Source organism: Kitasatospora sp. MMS16-BH015 (genome assembly GCF_002943525.1).
Lineage (GTDB): Bacteria > Actinomycetota > Actinomycetes > Streptomycetales > Streptomycetaceae > Kitasatospora.
Genome location: NZ_CP025394.1, coordinates 6,981,568 through 6,997,951 on the forward strand (window position 1 = coordinate 6,981,568; position 16,384 = coordinate 6,997,951).

The window sequence follows — 16,384 nt, forward strand, 5'->3', positions numbered from 1 at the left end:
GACGGGCGTCAGGGGGCCGGGTGCGGCCGGAGCGGACGGGGCGTCAGCGGGAGGAGGAGCACCGGAGACAGCGGCAACAGGTGGGACAGGCGCGGCGGATGGCGTTCATGGCGTCCCTCCCTCTGGGCCTCGACTGTCGCTGTGCGCGCACTCGGTTTCGAGTGGTCGCGCCGGGTGCTGAGCGGCCGGACTCGGTGTCGAGTGCGGCGTGCCAGCTCATCGTGCGAAGGGGACGAGTGCCTTGTCAAACGGCATCTCACCAGGTGGGAGCGGGTGTTGCGGCTGTGTGATGCCCTGTAACGGCCGATGGCGAGCGGGTGTCGATGCCCGCTCGGGGCCTTCGGCGGCCTTGTTCGAGGATCTTCGCGCTGGCTACCGTGCAGAGCCGGCGCCGCCGGGCCGCCACCTGCCGGGCGGCCCGGTGTCGGCCCGGCTGGAAAGGGTGACCCGGTGATTTCCGTCGATCTGCTGCACGCCCGCGTCTCGGCCCGCACCTCCTGGCACCTGGTCCGCCTGCGGGACGCCGACGGCGCCTGCGGCTACGGCGAGTACTCCGACGCGGGGCCGCAGGCGGCGGCGCTCTGGCGCGAGATCGCCGCGCGGCTGGCGGCGGGTGCGGGCGTGGGTGAGGTGGTCGCCGCGCTCGACACGGAGGAGTGGTCGGCGGCGGCCCCGGGCGAGGCGGATCCTGCGGTGGGGCGGGTCGGCCCCCGGGTGCGGATCGCCGGGGCTGCGGTCGGGCCGTTCACCGTGGGCAGGTTCGCCCGGCTGACGGTGCGTGGGGCGCTGGACCAGGCCGCCGCCGATCTGGCCGCGCGGCGGGCCGGGCTGCCGCTCTGGCGCTGGCTGGGCGGTGCGGCGGCGCGGCCGGTCCGGCGGTACGCCAACCTCAACCGGGCACTGCGGAGCCGCACCCCCGAGGAGCACGCCGCCGTGGCCGCCGCCGCGGTGGCCGTCGGATACACCGCCGTGAAGTGCGCGCCCTTCGACGGCCTGCCGCCCGCCGAGCGGCTGCTCGGCGGCCTGGCCCGACTGCGGGCCGTCCGAAGAGCCGCCCCCGAAGCGGAGTTGATGCTCGACGTGCACCACCTGCTCACCCTCAGCCAGGTCTTCGCCGTCTCGGAGGAGCTGCGCGCCCTGGACCTGCGCTGGCTGGAGGACGCCGCCGCCCTCGACGACCCGGCCGGCCTGGCCGTCCTCGCGGCGGCCGAGATCGCCCCGCTCGCGGGCGGCGAATTCGCCACCGATCCAGGTGAGTTGGCGGAGGCGCTGGCCGACGGTCGGCTCGCCTGGGTGCTGCCGGACGTGAAGCACGCGGGTGGCCTGGCCGCCGCCCGCCGACTGGCCACCGCCGCCCAGGCGGCCGGCGCCGGGGTCTCCCTGCACAACCCGTCCGGCCCGATCGCCACCGCCATGAGCACCCACCTGGCCATCGCCTGCGGCCCCGCCGTGGAGACCGAGTTCGCCTTCGGCGAGGCCGACTGGCGCCATGCCACCATCCGGCCCTCCGAAGTCCCGGACGGCCCTTGGCTGTTGCCCGCCGAGGGCCCGGGCCTGGGGGTCGAGCCCGACTCGGAGCAGTGGCACACCATCCCCGTCTGCCCGACCACCACCGGAGCCTGACCTTGGCCAGCACCGACCTGACCGGCCGCCTGCCCATCTGCGAGACCACGACCGGAGTCCGAGTGTGACCAGCACCGACCTGACCGACCGCATCGCGGTGGTGACCGGCGCCGCCCACGGCATCGGCGCCGCCGTCGCGGCCGAACTGACCGCCCGGGGCGCGAAGGTCGTCGCCGTCGACCTCGCCCCGGCGGTCCGAGCACACCGCGAGCAGGGCCGGGTCTCCGCCGCCGTCTGCGGCGACGTGACCGACCCGGCCACGGTGCGGGCCGCCCTCGCGGCGGCCGAGGCGCTCGGCGGGCCGGCCACCGTCCTGGTCCAGGCGGCCTACGCGGGCACACCGGAGCCGCTGGACGGCCAGTCGGAGGAGAGCTGGGACCGGACGGTGGAACTCGTGCTCTCCGCTGCCCGGCGCTTCGACCGGGCCTTCGTGCAGGCCCTGGCCACAGGCCGGCCCCCGGCGGCGGCCATCGTGCACATCGCCTCCCCGCACGCCTTCGGTGCCGTGCCCGGCTTCGCCGCCTATGCGGCGGCGAAGGCCGGCCTGCTGGCCTTGACCCGGGCGGCGGCGGTGGAGTGGGGGCCGCGCGGGGTGCGGTGCAACGCGGTGGCGCCGGGCTTCATCCCGGTCGAACGGAACCGCCACGTCTGGACCGACCCGGCGCTGGGCGAGGCGATGCTGCGGGCCTCGCCGCTCGGGCGGTTCGGCACGGCGGCCGAAGTGGCCCGGGCCGTGGCCTTCCTGGCCTCGCCGGAGTCCTCCTTCGTCAACGGCGCCTGCCTGCCCGTGGACGGCGGGATGACCGCCCTGCTGCCCGAAGCCCTGCTCCGCTGACTCGCAGTCGCACGCGCACCACTGGAGTGATCCATGCCCGACCAGCCTTCCCAGGAGGACAGTTGTACCGCCCCACCCTCGTGGGCCGCACCGCCTTCGCGGTCGCCGCCACCCTCGGCCTGACCCTCCCCACCGGCGCCGCAGCCGCAGCAGCCGCCCCCGCCGCGTACTACGTCGACTGCTCGGCGCCCGCCGGCGGGTCCGGTACGGCCGCCGCGCCGTTCGGCTCGCTCGCGGAGGTCAACTCCCTCGTGCTGAGGCCGGGTAGCGCTGTCTGGTTCAAGCGCGGCACCAGCTGCCCGGGCACCCTCGCGCCGAGCGGTTCGGGCACCGCCGCCGCGCCGATCACCATCGGCGCGTACGGCACCGGGCCGCTGCCCGCGATCAACGCCAACGGCGGTACCCAGGCGGTGCTGCTGGCCAACCAGTCCTACGTCCAGCTCCGCGACCTCGACCTGAGCGCGCCCGGTGACAACACCACCACCCGGCGCGGAGTCTACGTGTACGCCGCCGATGCGGGCACCCTGCCGGGCATCGTGCTGCAGGGGCTGGACATCCACGACGTGCGCGGCAAGCTGCCGGCCACCACGACCACCGGGAACGGCACCGGCAAGTACGCCGGGGCCTCCGGCGGGATCGTGGTCGAGGCCCAGGGCAGCACCACGCCGACCGCCTTCGCGGGGCTGCGGATCCAGGACAACCGGATCCACGCGGTCGACCGGCAGGGCATCTACACCTGGTCGAACTGGTGCCGCAGCCCGCGGCTGGCCGCGTTCTGGAACACCCTCTGCACCGCGCCCTGGGCACCCGCCACCGATCTGGTGGTGAGCGGCAACCGGCTCTGGGACATCGGCGGCGACGGCATCGCTCCGATGACGGGTCAGCACACCCTGGTGGAGCACAATCTGCTCCAGGGGTTCAACGCTCGCTCCGGCTCGCCCAACGCGGGCATGTGGACGGCGAATTCGGTGGACGTCACCTTCCAGTACAACGACACCTCGGGCGGCCGCACCACCAGCGACGGCATGGCCTACGACGTGGACCACTCCACCGACGGGGTCGTCTTCCAGTACAACTACTCGCACGACAACGAGGGCGGCTTCTTCCTGCTCTGCCCGTACAACACGCCCACCAGCAACTTCACCATCCGGTACAACATCTCGGTGAACGACCGGGCGCGCGGCTTCCAGGTCTGCGACGGGGCGTTGAAGAACGGGCAGATCTACGGCAACACGCTCTACCTCGCCGACGGCATCAGCCAGCAGATCGTCACCGAGTCGACCTCGGCCACCCTGGACGTCCGGTTCACCGACAACGTCGTCGCCCGGCACGGCAGCACCGGCACCGTCGGCTGGACGCTCAACGACCCCGCCTGGGTGGTGGACCACAACGTGCTCTACGCCGTCCCCGTCCCGGCCGGGGCCACCAACACCGTGACCTCGGCGCCCCTGCTGGCGGGGCGCGAGCTGGCCGACCCCTGGGGCTACCGCCTGTCGGCGGGGTCCTCGGCCCTCGGGGCCGGTGCGGCGGTGGCCGGCAACGGCGGTCAGGACTACTTCGGCACGGCGGTCCCGGCCACCGGCCCGGTCAACGCCGGCGCCCACCAGGGGCCGGCCGTCACCGCGCCCGCCGTGGCGGAGACCTTCAACTCGGCTGCCCTGCCCACCGGATGGACCGTCTCGGGCGCCACCCTCGGCGCCGATCCGGCCGGTGGGTACGGCAGTGCGCTGCTGTTGAACCGGCAGAGCGCGGCCGATGTCACGGCGGTGCGGGCGTTCACCGCCGCCGGCGGCGACCTCCGGGTGGACGCCCGGCTGCGGGCGGGCCAGACCACGGCGCCGCTCGGCCTCCACGTGCTGGACGCCACCGGGGCGCCGGTGGCCCAGTTCAGCCTGGCGGCGGACGGGTACGCGGCCTACACCGACGCCGGGGCCTGGACGGACAGCGCCTTCGCCTACCCGGCCGGGGTCTGGCTGCGGGTCTCGCTGGTGCTGCACCCCGGCGCGGGGACCTACGAGCTGGCCGTGGACGACGTGCCGCTGGCCACCGGGCGGCTCACCCCGGGGGCCGGCGCTCCCGGGCAGCTGCGGCTGCGGGCCCAGGCGGGTGCGGGTGCGGCGGCCTTCGCGGCGGATGACATCCTGGTGCAACCGCTGGGCTGACCTGCGCCGCCGCCTACCTCAGAGGAGCCACCGTGCACGCCGAGATCGCCGACGAGTACCGCCTGACCCTGGGCGAGGGCCCGGCCTGGGACGCGGAGAGCGGACGGCTGTACTGGATCGGGATCGCCGACCGGCAGGTGCGGTGGCTCGGCGCGGACCAGGGCGCGGTCGAACTGGCCACCGAGCCGGGCACCTTGGCCCCGTACCGGGCGGGCGAGGTGCTGCTGGCCACGGCCGGCGGCTTCGAGCTGCTCGACACCGCGACCGGGGCGACCAGCCTGGTCGCCCCGGTGGAGGCCGACCGGGCGGACCGGCGGATGAACGACGGCAAGTGCGACCCGTCCGGGCGGCTGGTCGCCGGGACGATGCTCCGGAGCGAGCCGCGCGAGCCGGGCCCGCTCTACCGGCTGGAGGCGGACGGCAGCACCACGGTGCTGCTCGACGGCCTGCTCATCCCCAACGGCCTGGCCTGGCCCGAGCCGGACCGGCTCTGGCACATCGACACCCCGACCCGCCGGATCGACCTCTACGAGTACCCCGAGCAGGGCCCGCTCGGAGCCAAGGTGCGCTCGCTCGACGTCTCCCACCTGCCCGGCTCGCCCGACGGCATGACCCTGGACGCCGAGGGCAACCTCTGGGTGGCCTTCTGGGACGGCCGTGCCGTGCACTGCCTGACCCCCGAAGGCCGGCTGCTGGCCACCGTCGAGCTCCCGGTCAGCCGGGTGACCAGCTGCACCTTCGGCGGCCCCGGCCTCGACACGCTCTACATCACCACGGCGAGCGCGCCGGAGGAGAGCTCCTCCGGCATGCTCTTCCGCGTCCAGGGCGCGGGGCTCGGCCACCCGGCCCAACCCTGGTCCGGCCGAAGCTAGTCGGCAGCCACCGGCTTGAGCGCGGGCGCTGGCGCGGGCTTGGCTGCGGGCGCCTGTTCGGGGGCGGGCAGGACGGCGGCGGCCAGACGCTGGATGTACCTGCCCTCCGCGCCCTGCAGGCCGGTCGGGTTGAAGGAGTAGACCATCTTCCGGGCCAGGTCGCGGGTGGCGAACACCCCGCTCACGTAGCCGGGCCGGGAGCCGGTCTTGCCCCAGAGCGTCACCCCGTTGATCTCCACCCGCTCCAGCCCCGTGCTCATGCACGCGCGGCCGGCGTCCGCGGGCGTGTTGCAGTGCGAGCTCGAGTGGTTGGGCACGTCCGGCACGGTGAACAGCGCCTGCTGCTCGGCGGGCGGCAGCAGGCGGCCGCCCAGCAGGGCGGTCATGAAGCGGTCCAGATCGGGCGCGCTGGAGATCAGCCCGCCCTCGGCCCACGGCCACGGGCTCTGCTCGGTCACGTCCACCAGCCGGCTGCCGCCGTCCGGGCCCGGCACCGCGAGGTAGCCGTGTGCCGCCGGTCGGTTCAGCCGGGGGTCGTCCGCGGCCGGGACGGTGGTGTCGCGCAGGTGCAGCGGCTTGACGATCCGCCGCTCGACCTCGTGGGCGTAGCTGTGGCCGGTCAGACGTTCGATCAACAGCCCGGCGACGTAGGTGTTCTGGCCGTTGTACTGCTGGGCGGTGCCGGGGGCGAAGCTCATCGGCTCGCCTTTCATGGCGGCCACCACCTGCTCCGGGGTCAGGCTGTCGTACCGGTGCGCGGCGAACCAGCCGGTGCTGCCGTCGTCCCCGGTCGTGTTCCGGCCGCCGGGCAACCCGCTGGTGTGGTTGAGCAGTTGGCCCACCTTGATCGGCGGGTACTCGGCCGGGAGCAGGCCCGGCAGGTACTGCTGCACGGTGGCGTCCAGGTCGACGCGGTGCTCGGCTGCCAGCTGGAGCAGCACGGTCGCGGTGAACACCTTGGAGATCGACCCGATCCGGAACCGCCCGTCCACGTCCGGCCGTTCGCCGCTCTCCCGGTCGCCGACCCCCGCGCTGGTGGCGAAGCTGCCCGCGCTGCCGGTGATCCGCACCAGCACGCCGTTCACGTTCGCGTCCGGCAGCCCGGCCACGGCCTGCCGGATGGCGGCCGGGTCGAGCGGGGGCAGCGGCGCGGCGGCCCCGGCGCCGACGGAGGCGCTGACGGTGACAGGTGCGGCCGGCGCGGCGAGCGCGGGGGTCGCGGTGCTCACGGCCAGGGCGGCGAGCAGGGTGCCGGCGACGGCCGGCGTGGCCCGGCGGGGCCGGCCGGTGCGCCGGGGGCCGTCGACCGGGTGGGCTGCGCGCGCTCGGGTGTTCACGATGTCCAGGCTCCAGACGTGGTGGGGTGCTGAGGTCTCCGGCCAAGAGTCTGGCCGGAGACCGCCCCTGGTCTCATCCGGGACCGACCCTGACCGGCCCCCGTCGACCAGCCCTGAGTCCGCGTCAGGGTCGGCCCGCCGGGCCGTCCGGGGCGGGCCGGAGCGAGGTCTCCACCCCCGTGCTGCATTCCGGCGCCGAATCGGCCGGCGAGGGGGCGGAAGAATTCCGGAAAGGCGACCCTGGGTCGGGTGCCGACGTGAAATCACTCGCGCGGGTGACAATTCCTCACCGGGGGCGGGGCAATTCTTGGCATCTTCGGAAGAATCCTTCCCGCAGTGCTGCCAGGTGTGTTGACGGCCCATCGGGCGCCACCTAACTTCGGGGAAATCCGGTGCTCAGGGAATTCCGGTACGGCGTGGGAAAGGTCCGATAAATGCGAACGAAGCGTGTGCGCGCGGCCGTGGTGCCGGTGCTCGCGGCGGCCGGCCTGCTGGCCGCCGCCGGGCAGCCCGCCGGGGCGGCCGGCGGCTACCCTGTCGACTACCACTTCGCCACCGGGTTCGTGGCGGGCTTCTTCGGCCCGGGGCAGGCCCCGCCCGGGGCGAACGACTGGTCCTGCCGGCCCACCGCCGCCCATCCGGACCCGGTGGTGCTGGTGCACGGCACCTTCGAGAACCAGAACGACAACTGGCACGCCGCGGCCCCGCTGCTGGCGGACAACGGCTACTGCGTCTATGCCTTCAACTACGGTGCGGCGCAGGGCGATCCGATCCAGGGCACCGGGCCGGTGGCCGTCTCGGCCGGGCAGCTGGCGAGCTTCGTCGACCGGGTGCTCGCCGCGACGGGGGCCGCCGAGGTCGACCTGGTCGGCCACTCCCAGGGCGGGATGATGCCCCGGTACTACCTCAAGTACCTGGGCGGGGCGGCCAAGACCGCCAGACTGGTCTCGCTGGCCGGCTCGCACAACGGCACCACCATCGACGGCATCACCGAACTCGGCCGCCAGATCGGTCTGTTGGAGCCGGCCAACGCCGTGCTCGACCTGGCCTGCCGGGCCTGCGTGGAGCAGGAGGTCGGTTCGCCCTTCCTCGCCGACCTCAACGCGGGCGGCGAGACCGTGCCCGGGGTGGAGTACACGGCGATCACCACCCGCTTCGACGAGGTGGTCACCCCCTACACCAACGCCCTGCTGCCCGCCGCGCCGAACGTCACCGACATCACCCTCCAGGACCAGTGCGCGCTCGACGCCTCGGACCACCTGGAGATCGCGGCCGACCCGATCGCGATGACGGATGTGCTCAACGCGCTCGATCCGGCGCACCCGCGCCCGATCCCGTGCCAGGTGGTGCTCCCGGTGACCGGCCCGCTGCTGTGAATTCGCCCTCTCAGCGAGCAGGTTGAGTGGTGACCCGCTCGTACTGCCCGGTCACGATCCGGCCGATGTTGTCGACGGACTCCAGGGTGCCGGGGGTGTCCGGGCCGTCCAGGTAGTCCGAGTGCGAGGCGAAGGACCCGGCCGGGCCGTCGGCCACCCGGAACCGCCGGGCGCCGAACGCCTCGCCGGCCGGATCGGCGCCGAAGTACCGCTGGTCGCTCTCGCCGAGCTTGGCGGTCAGCACACCGCCGAGCAGCCGCGCGGCGGCGTCCCGGGGCGCGGGCAGGCGGGTGACCGGGTCGTTCTCGGCCTCGCCCACCCAGACGTGGCCCGGGTCGGCGGCCAGCTGGTCGGCCCGGTCGGCGCCGACGCCCGGGCTGCCCACCAGCACCACCTCCTGTGCGGCGATCCCGCCGGGGAGCCGGGCGGCCAGCCCGACGGTGGTGGAGCCGTAGCTGTGGCCGAGCGCCGTCACATGGGCCGGATCGCCCTGGTGCGCGGCCCGCAGCCCGGCCAGGAACCGGGCGTAGGAGGTGGCGCCGCGCTCGGCCCGCTCGGTGCTCAGCACCTCGGCGGGGTCGAGACCCTGCTCGCCGAACCGGTCCAGCCCCGGCGGCGGGTCGTAGCCGAGCCAGACCACCGAGGCCGTGCCGGCCGCCGGATCGGCCCGCTCGGCGGCCTGCCAGACGTGCAGCGCACGGTCGGCGTCCCGCCCGGCCACCGCCGCCACCGTGGTGCCGAGCCCCGGCACGTACGCGCAGGTGTGCCGGGCGGTGTCCGGATCGCCCCAGGAGAGCACGGCCCGGCCCTGGCCCGTCGCCCCGACCCCGAGCAGCAGCAGGGGTGGCCGGCTGCCCGTCGCGGTGGCCAGCCGGTCGCGGACGGCTCGCAGCCCTGCCAGCAACTCCCTTTCTTCCCCGCTCAGTTCGGCCTTCCTGGCATAACCGTCGATCAGCGTGCGGAGGTTGACCCGATTGGCCTGGTCGCGGACGGCGGCCGGCAGGCCGTCACGGTCGCCGAGCAGCTCGGGGTGGGTGCGCAGCAGGTGTTCGCGGCCGACCGGGGTGAGCGAGAGCCACCAGGCGTGCACGGCGGCCGGGGTGGCGTCGGGGCCGGGCAGGGCCTTGCGCAGTGCGTCGAACGGGGCGTCGGCCGGCCCGAGGCGGTGGGTGGCGGCGCTCTGCAGGGTGAGTCCGGCGGCGCCCTGGTGCGCGGTGGCGATGTGGTGCCGCAACTGCCCGTCGGCGGCCCGGTCGGCCCGCTCCGCCTGGGCGCGGGCGGCCGCGATCCGGGCGCGGTACTCCTGGCGCCGGTCCTCGGCGGCGGACCGCTCCTCCAAGTCGTGCTCCTGCGCCGCCGCGAGCCCCTCGGGCAGCTCCGGCCCCGCCACCTCGCCGTCCGCGTCCACGCCGTACCCCGCCTCCCGGGCCTCGGCCAGGGCCTGTCGGAGCTGCGACTGGGCCAGCAGCAGGGCATCGGCCGCACCCCTCAACACCTCGCCCACCATGCCGAGTTCGGCCTGCGCGGCCCGTAGCCGCCCGGTGGTCAGCAGCAGCGCCCGGCCGGCCGCCTCACCCGCCTCGCCCCGCCACCCCGAGGCCCGCACCCGGTCGGCCACGGCACCGTCCCAGGCGTCGGCGTGGCCGCCGAACTCCTCGTGCAGCCGCTCGTACGCCTCGGCGGCCCGGTAGAGCACGGCGAAGTCGGTGTCCCGCAGCTCGGCCAGCCCGATCGCGCTCAACGCCGGCCCGGCCCGCCGAAATCGCCGGCCACCCCGGCCTCGGCCGCCTGGTACGCCCCGGCGCTCTCCGCCAACTTCCGCCCGCCCCGGTCGATCTCCGCCGCCAGTCCGTTGAGCAACTCCTGCCAGGCGTGCGTACAGGTCCCCAGAGCCTCCCCGACCTGCCACCCCCGCACCTCCCGCACCACCCCCTCCACCGGCCCCCCGACCGCCCGCACCTCCTCCACCACCCGCCCGGCCACCTCCTGCGCCGCCACCCCGGCCGCCCGCACCTCCCCGGGCACCACCCGAAACCCGGCCCCACCACTCAGCTCCGCCACCCGCGCACCCTACCGACCCACCCCCACCCCCTTCGCCCCCGAACCGCCCCCACCCCACCGACCTCAGCCGAAGGAGTGAACCGGAGTGCCGAGGGCCCGGCGGTAATTCGCTTGTGGGGCCGACGGGCCGCTGTTAGCAATGTGACATGCTACTGGGAGAGAAGATCACACTGCGGGCCCGGATCGAGTCGGACGCGGCGGTGCTGCGGGACGAGTTGCTGGCGGACGTCAGGACGCGGTCGGCGGGGGACAGCCGGCCGTGGACGCCGGCGAGGGTGACGGAGCCGGTCGGGGATCTGGGGGATTCGGCCGCCTTGTTCACGGTGGCGGAGCACGGGACGGGGGAGGTGGTGGGGGAGGCGCTGCTCTGGGGGATCGACTCGCACAACCGGCTGGCGCACCTCGGGATCTCGCTGCGGCCGGCGTTCCGCGGGCGGGGGTACGGGCGGGAGGTGGTGGAGTTGCTCTGCCACTACGGGTTCACGGTGCGGGGGATGCAGCGGCTCCAGGTGGAGACGCTGGCCGAGAACGCGGCGATGATCGCGGCCGCGACCGGGGTCGGCTTCGTGCGGGAGGGCGTGCTGCGGCGGTCCTCCTGGGTGTACGGGAGCTTCCGGGACGAGGTGCTGCTCGGGCTGCTCGCGGAGGAGTGGCAGGACCCGTACGCCGACTGACGGAGGGCGGCCCGGTTGTTCGGGGTTTTTGTTCAATCGCCGAGCCCCGGGCCCGAACACGGCCGGTGCGCTAGACCTGGGTGCGGTCCGCGGGTCGAGTACCGACAGGTCGGGGAGAGCTCACCAGATGACGACGCTGCACATCGGCAACAACCGCACCGAGGAGATGGTCGGCGACCTCGCCCACCTGGCGCCGCTGGAGAGGGTGGCCGCCGGGTGCGGGGCTCAGCGGATGCTCTGGTTCGCCGCCGACGGGGACGTGCTGGTGCTGCCCTGGGCGCCCGAACCGTTCTACCTGGCCTACGTGACCGGGCTGACCGGCACCCGGCCGGAGAGCCTCACCGTGGTGGTGCCCCCGACGGAGAGCGGGGCGCCGGCCACGGCGGGGGAGGCCGGGAGCGGGGTGCTCACGGCCGCCCGGCTGGCCGATCCGGGCTTCCGGGCCGAGCTGGGCCGGGTGCTGGCGGAGAGGGCGGCGGCCGGGCAGCCGGTGCACCGGGTGCTGGCCATCGCACCGAACGCCACCGTGGCCGGGCTGGCCACGGCACTCGGGCTCGAACAGGCTCTGCCCGGAGCCGAGTTCGTGGCCCAGGGCGGCCTCGCGCTGGTCAACAGCAAGGCGGTGTTCCGGGCGCTGGCCGCCGGCGTCGGGGTGGCGATCTCGCCCGGCACGGTGGCCGGCAGTCCGGCCGAGGTGGAGGCGGCGGTCAACGGGATCCTGGAGAGCGGCCGGAGTGTGATGCTCAAGGTCGAGTACCAGGGCGGCGGCTTCGGCAACGAGGTGCTCACCCGGGCCGAGCGGGTCACCCCGGCCGGGGCCCAGCGCGCGGTGGAGCTGCCCGACCGGGCGGCGGTGGCCGACTACCTGGCCGAGCGCTGGGGCTGGCTGACCGGCGGCAGAGCCCAACGCGTGGTGGTGGAGCGGTACTTCACCGACGCGGTGGCGCTGTACGCGGAGTACGCCGTGCTCGGGGACCGGATCGAGCTGCACGGCTGCGGCGAGATGCTGATGGACCCGGTGGTGGTCGGCGAGATCACCCCGCCGGTCACCCCGGAGCCCGCCGTGCTGGCCGAACTGATCGAGCAGTCGGGCCGGTTGACCGAGGCGCTGCGGGCGATCGGGTACCGGGGCACGCTCAGCGCGGACGCCTTCCTCACTCCCAAGGGCGAGCTCTACTTCAGCGAGGTCAACGCCCGGATCACCGGCTCCACCCACCTGCACGACGCGCTCTTCGCCCGCCTGGTCGGCCCCGAACTGCGCGGCTCCCGCACCATCCTCGAACTGGCCGGCCTCACCGTGCCCTCCTTCCCCGAGGCGCTGGCGGCCGTGGCGGCGGCCGGGCTGGCCTTCGACCCGGTGGCCCGCACCGGCGTGGTGTTCAGCTGCGACTTCGCGGTGGCCGACGGCAGCGTGATGTACTGCGTGATCGCCGAGGACGCCGAACGGGCCCGCTCGGTGGAACGCCGGCTGACGGCGCTCTTCCCGGCCGCTTCATGAGCACCCCGAGCACCCCGAGCGCCGCGAGTACCGCGACCATGCGGGCGGCGGTGATCGAACGGTACGGCGGGCCCGAGGAGTTCGCCCTCCGCGAGCTGCCCGAGCCGGTGGCGGGGCCGGGTCAGTGCCTGATCGACGTGACCTACGCCGGGGTCAACTACGCCGATCTGCACTGCCGCCAGGGCGAGTACCAGGAGCTGCCGCTGCCGGCGGTGCTCGGGGCGGACGTGGTCGGGCGCCGTCGCGGCGACGGTGCCCGGGTCGCCGCGCTGCTGCGCACCGGCGGTGGGTACGCCGAAGTGGCCTGCGCCGAGCAGGCGTTCACGGTCGAGCTGCCGGCCTCCGTCAGCGACGAGCAGGGGATCGCGCTGCTCGAACAGGGCACGACCGCCCTCGGCGCGCTCGACCTGCTCGGGCGGCTGCGCGCGGGCGAGGTGGTGGCCGTGACGGCGGCGGCCGGCGGGGTCGGGCACCTGGCGGTGCAGCTGGCCCGGGAGTCGGGGGCGGGGAAGGTGGTGGGGCTGGCTTCGACCGCCGCCAAACGGGGGTTCGTCCGCTCGCTCGGCGCCCAGGTCACCCTCGACCCGGCCGATCCGGAGCTCGGGGCCCGGCTCGCCGAGCAGCGGATCGACCTGTTCGTGGATTCACTGGGCGGCCCGGTGCTGCGGGCCGGCTTCGCGGCGCTGGCCCCGTTCGGCCGGCTGCTCAGCGTGGGCGCCCGGTCCGACGGACCCGAGGAGTCCTTCGGGGTGGCCGAGCTGGCCGACAACTCGGCCGGGGTGCTGGCCTTCTGGCTGCACCACGTGCTGGCCGACCGGGCGCGGTACACCGGGCTCACCGACCGCCTCTTCCGGCTGGCCGGAGAGAAGCGGCTGGTGGCCCGGATCGACCGCACCGTCCCGCTCGCGGAGGTCGGTGCGGCGCACCGGGCACTGGCCGCGCGCGAGACCATGGGGAAGGTGCTGGTCGACGTCAGGGCCTGAACGAGGGTCGAACGAAGGTCAGTAGTCGGCGAGTTCGTCCAGGCCGTGGCCGCGCAGCGGCACCAGGAAGCTGCGTTCGAAGACCAGCACGGTCGCGCCCTCCTGGTTGGTGCCGGTGGTGCGGGAGGTGACGATGCCCTGGCCGGGGCGGCTCTTGGCGAGCCGCTTGGCCAGGGTCTCGCTGCGGGCGTAGAGGGTGTCCCCGGTGAAGACGGGGTGGGTGAGGCGGATCGACTCCCAGCCGAGGTTGGCGATGGTCCGCCCGCTGGTGGAGCGGGCGGTCATGCCCCCGACGATGCTCAGCGTCACCAGGCTGGAGACGATCGGCCGCCCCCACGGGGTGTGCGCGCTGTACGCGGCGTCGATGTGCAGCGGGGCGTCGTTCATGCTCAGCATGCTCATCAGCACGTTGTCGAGCTCGGTGACGGTGCGGCCCGGCCGGTGCTCGACCAGGTCACCGACGGTGAACTCCTCGTAGTAGCGGCCCACCACCTCGCGGTAGTGCTGCTCGCCGAGCTTGCGGTAGCCGGAGAGCGGCTCCATGCGGGACTCCTCTTCGACGGGACAGTCAGAGCGCGGCGGTGGTCAGAGTGCGGCGGTGAGTTCCTTGACGTGGGCGGCGAACCGGGTGATCAGCGATTCGTCCATGTCGGCCCGCATCATCAGCCGCAGGCCGGCCTCGCCCTTGGGCACGATCGGGAAGAACACCGCCGAACTGTAGAAGCCGCGCTCGAAGAGCTGGGCGGAGAGCTTGACCGCCGCCTCGGCCTCGCCCACGTCCACCCGGCGCACCGGCAGGCCGTTGCCGGCGAAGGCGGTCGGCAGCAGCCGGTCGAAGAGCTCGATGTTGCGGTTCAACTTCGCCTGGAGGTCCTTCAGTTCCGGCGAGCGGTGGATCGCGGCGCTGGCCAGTGAGGCGCCGACCAGCGGCAGCGCCATGTTCTGCGACCAGCCCACCGGCCCGGCGTGCCGGTGCAGGAACTCGAACTGGGCCCGGTCCCCCAGCATCGCCACCCCGCCGCCGGTGCCGAAGCCCTTGCCGAGGCTGGCCACCACCACGGTCAGCGGGTTGGCCCGCAGCCGGGAGCGGACGAAGCCCTCGCCGCGCTCGCCCATGATGGAGAGCGAGTGGGAGTCGTCGATGTAGAGGAACAGGCCGTACCTGTCCTGGAGTTCGAGCAGCCCGTCGAGCGCCGCCGCGCCGCCCATCGAGTACGCGCCGTCGGCCACGTACGCGACCCGCGGGTACTTGCGGCAGACGTCCTCCAGGTAGTTCAGGTCGTTGTGCGGGCAGCTGAGCACCAGCGACTCGTCGGCGCAGATCGGCTTCACGTACGCCATGCAGAAGTGGCAGAACCGGTCGAAGACCATCACCCTGGGCTTCCCCTCGCCGCCCAGGTGGCCGGAGGCGATCAGCGGCAGGATGCCGGCGGTGAGCGAGGTGCAGGAGGCGCCGGGCAGGATGTGCGAGCCGAACAGCTCGCCCAGCTCCTCCTCCAGCCGCACCAGCAGGTTGTGCCGGATCCGGGTGGTGGAGGTGACCAGCCAGGTGGAGCGGGATTCGGTGAGGGCGTCCACCGCGCCGGCCGCCACCGAGGGGTGGTTGTTCAGGCCGAGGTAGGCGCAGGAGACCATGTTGGCGAACTCGTGGCCGGTCTCCCGGACGGTGAGCCGGTTGTTGGACTGGGAGTCGACCTTGATGCCGATCAGCCCGTGTGCCTCGGCGGCCAGCCAGGCCGGGTCGGCGGCGGCGAGCATCGCCTCGGCGTTGCGGTAGCGGCGCGGGCCGAGTACCGGGTCGGCGTCCTGCTGGCTCATCTGCGGTCCTCTCGAACTCGATGGGGGTTGGACTCGACAAGAGATCGGGCGGGGTGCGGGTCAGGGGGCTGCGGTGGGCTCGGGCCCGGGGCCGTACTCGTCGACCAGGCGGCGGCTGGCCTCGAAGAAGGGCATACCGACCATCACGCCGTCGACCACGGTGACGGCGCAGCCGGTCTCCCGGCCGGCCGCGACCACCCGGCGGGCCCGGTCCAGCAGGGCCTCGTCGGGGGTGAAGGTCTGGTTGATCAGCGGGAGTTGGCTCGGGTGGATGGCGATCTTGCCGCTGAAGCCCAGCTCCCGGGCCAGCCCGGCCTCGTGCCGCAGCGCGGCCAGGTCGGCCACCTCGAAGAGCGGGGAGTCCATCGCCTCCACCCCGGCCGCCCGGGCCGCGCAGACCACCCGGGCCCGGGCGTAGGCCAGCGCCTCCCAGGAGAGCCCGGCCCCGACGGCGAAGGCGTAGTCGGCCGAGCCGAAGACCACCCCGCGCAACCGCCCACCGGCCGCTGCCACTTCGGGCGCGCGCTCGATGCCGACCGGCGTCTCCAGGACGGCCAGGAACTCGGTGTCCGGGCAGTCGGCGCCCAGCGCCCCGGCGGCGATCTGCACGTCCCTGGCCGATTCGGCCATCGGGATCAGCACCAGGTCGGGTTTGACCCGGTACCGGCCGACGGCCAGCAGATCGCGCAACCCCTCCGGCCCCGCCAGCGAATTGATCCGCACGGCGCTGCGGGCGAGCTTGGCGGAGGGCAGGGCGAAGAACTCCTCGGCCAGCCGGCGGGCCTCCTCCTTGCGGGTGGGCGGGACGGAATCCTCCAGGTCGACCATGGCGATGTCGGCCCCGGACTGGTGGCTCTTGGCGTACCGCTCCACCGCCGTGGCGGGTGTGGACAGCAGGGAACGGCAGTACCGCGTGTACTTCATGGCGGTCTCCGGAGTCAGCGAGGGCTGCGGCTCCCGGTTCTATCCCACGGTGATTGTTCGGCGCCGAGCGGCTGCGCACTGAACATCGACTCGCAACAACCTGACGATCCGGACGATTGTTTGGCGCCGATCTCCCGGCGCATGATGAATCACCGGGGGAGCACGGAGGGCTGACGATACGTCAGTGCACCGCAAGGCACACGGGGGTGCGCCTGGGATCA

14 protein-coding genes are annotated in these 16,384 nt (G+C 74.2%); 8 read left to right on the forward strand and 6 right to left on the reverse strand.

The window, feature by feature from the left end; genetic code table 11:
• Positions 1–450 precede the first annotated feature (450 nt).
• From CFP65_RS29725 to CFP65_RS29740, 4 genes are all read left to right on the forward strand, one after another.
• Positions 451–1,623 (forward strand): enolase C-terminal domain-like protein, encoded by a 1,173-nt coding sequence (locus CFP65_RS29725; RefSeq protein ID WP_104819077.1) that lies wholly within the window; start codon positions 451–453, stop codon positions 1,621–1,623.
• 64 nt (positions 1,624–1,687) lie between these two features.
• Positions 1,688–2,458, forward strand: coding sequence for an SDR family NAD(P)-dependent oxidoreductase (locus tag CFP65_RS29730; RefSeq protein ID WP_158702424.1), 771 nt, complete (start codon positions 1,688–1,690; stop codon positions 2,456–2,458).
• A gap of 62 nt (positions 2,459–2,520) precedes the next feature.
• Positions 2,521–4,620 (forward strand): right-handed parallel beta-helix repeat-containing protein, encoded by a 2,100-nt coding sequence (locus tag CFP65_RS29735; RefSeq protein ID WP_104819079.1) that lies wholly within the window; start codon positions 2,521–2,523, stop codon positions 4,618–4,620.
• A 32-nt stretch (positions 4,621–4,652) separates the two neighbouring features.
• On the forward strand, positions 4,653–5,492 hold the full coding sequence (locus CFP65_RS29740) for an SMP-30/gluconolactonase/LRE family protein (protein ID WP_158702425.1): 840 nt from the start codon (positions 4,653–4,655) through the stop codon (positions 5,490–5,492).
• On the opposite strand, the gene CFP65_RS29745 is transcribed toward CFP65_RS29740, so the two are convergent.
• A complete protein-coding gene (locus CFP65_RS29745; RefSeq protein WP_254552635.1) occupies positions 5,489–6,829 on the reverse strand; it encodes a serine hydrolase in 1,341 nt (446 codons plus the stop codon). The genes CFP65_RS29740 and CFP65_RS29745 overlap by 4 nt on opposite strands.
• Positions 6,830–7,263: 434 nt before the next feature.
• Here CFP65_RS29745 and CFP65_RS29750 point away from each other — a divergent pair, with 434 nt between their 5' ends.
• Entirely contained in the window at positions 7,264–8,205 is a 942-nt protein-coding gene (locus tag CFP65_RS29750) for a triacylglycerol lipase (RefSeq protein ID WP_104819082.1), read from the forward strand.
• A 10-nt stretch (positions 8,206–8,215) separates the two neighbouring features.
• On the opposite strand, the gene CFP65_RS29755 is transcribed toward CFP65_RS29750, so the two are convergent.
• Positions 8,216–9,946 carry an alpha/beta hydrolase gene (locus tag CFP65_RS29755; protein WP_158702426.1) on the reverse strand — a complete coding sequence of 577 codons (1,731 nt, stop codon included), beginning with the start codon at positions 9,944–9,946 and terminating at the stop codon, positions 8,216–8,218.
• Positions 9,943–10,266, reverse strand: coding sequence for a hypothetical protein (locus tag CFP65_RS39300; RefSeq protein ID WP_158702427.1), 324 nt, complete (start codon positions 10,264–10,266; stop codon positions 9,943–9,945). The genes CFP65_RS29755 and CFP65_RS39300 overlap by 4 nt, the downstream gene beginning before the upstream one ends.
• Positions 10,267–10,412: 146 nt before the next feature.
• On the opposite strand from CFP65_RS39300, the gene CFP65_RS29760 reads away from it, so the two are divergent.
• The 3 genes from CFP65_RS29760 (at position 10,413) to CFP65_RS29770 (ending at position 13,421) form a co-directional block, all read left to right on the forward strand.
• Positions 10,413–10,940: a GNAT family N-acetyltransferase gene (locus tag CFP65_RS29760; protein WP_104819084.1), complete on the forward strand. Its 528-nt coding sequence runs from the start codon at positions 10,413–10,415 to the stop codon at positions 10,938–10,940.
• A 127-nt stretch (positions 10,941–11,067) separates the two neighbouring features.
• Positions 11,068–12,438, forward strand: a complete 1,371-nt coding sequence (locus CFP65_RS29765; RefSeq protein WP_104819085.1) for a peptide ligase PGM1-related protein — start codon at positions 11,068–11,070, stop codon at positions 12,436–12,438.
• On the forward strand, positions 12,435–13,421 hold the full coding sequence (locus tag CFP65_RS29770; RefSeq protein WP_254552636.1) for a zinc-binding dehydrogenase: 987 nt from the start codon (positions 12,435–12,437) through the stop codon (positions 13,419–13,421). The genes CFP65_RS29765 and CFP65_RS29770 overlap by 4 nt, the downstream gene beginning before the upstream one ends.
• Positions 13,422–13,439: 18 nt before the next feature.
• Here CFP65_RS29770 and CFP65_RS29775 read toward each other — a convergent pair whose 3' ends face one another.
• Genes CFP65_RS29775 through CFP65_RS29785 form a run of 3 tightly spaced genes read right to left on the reverse strand, consistent with a single transcriptional unit; the run spans position 13,440 to position 16,163 of the window.
• Positions 13,440–13,964, reverse strand: a complete 525-nt coding sequence (locus tag CFP65_RS29775; RefSeq protein ID WP_104819086.1) for a MaoC family dehydratase — start codon at positions 13,962–13,964, stop codon at positions 13,440–13,442.
• Between the two features lie 42 nt (positions 13,965–14,006).
• Positions 14,007–15,239 (reverse strand): aminotransferase class I/II-fold pyridoxal phosphate-dependent enzyme, encoded by a 1,233-nt coding sequence (locus tag CFP65_RS29780; RefSeq protein WP_104819087.1) that lies wholly within the window; start codon positions 15,237–15,239, stop codon positions 14,007–14,009.
• A 60-nt stretch (positions 15,240–15,299) separates the two neighbouring features.
• Positions 15,300–16,163 carry a CoA ester lyase gene (locus CFP65_RS29785; protein ID WP_104819088.1) on the reverse strand — a complete coding sequence of 288 codons (864 nt, stop codon included), beginning with the start codon at positions 16,161–16,163 and terminating at the stop codon, positions 15,300–15,302.
• Between the last annotated feature and the right edge of the window lie 221 nt (positions 16,164–16,384).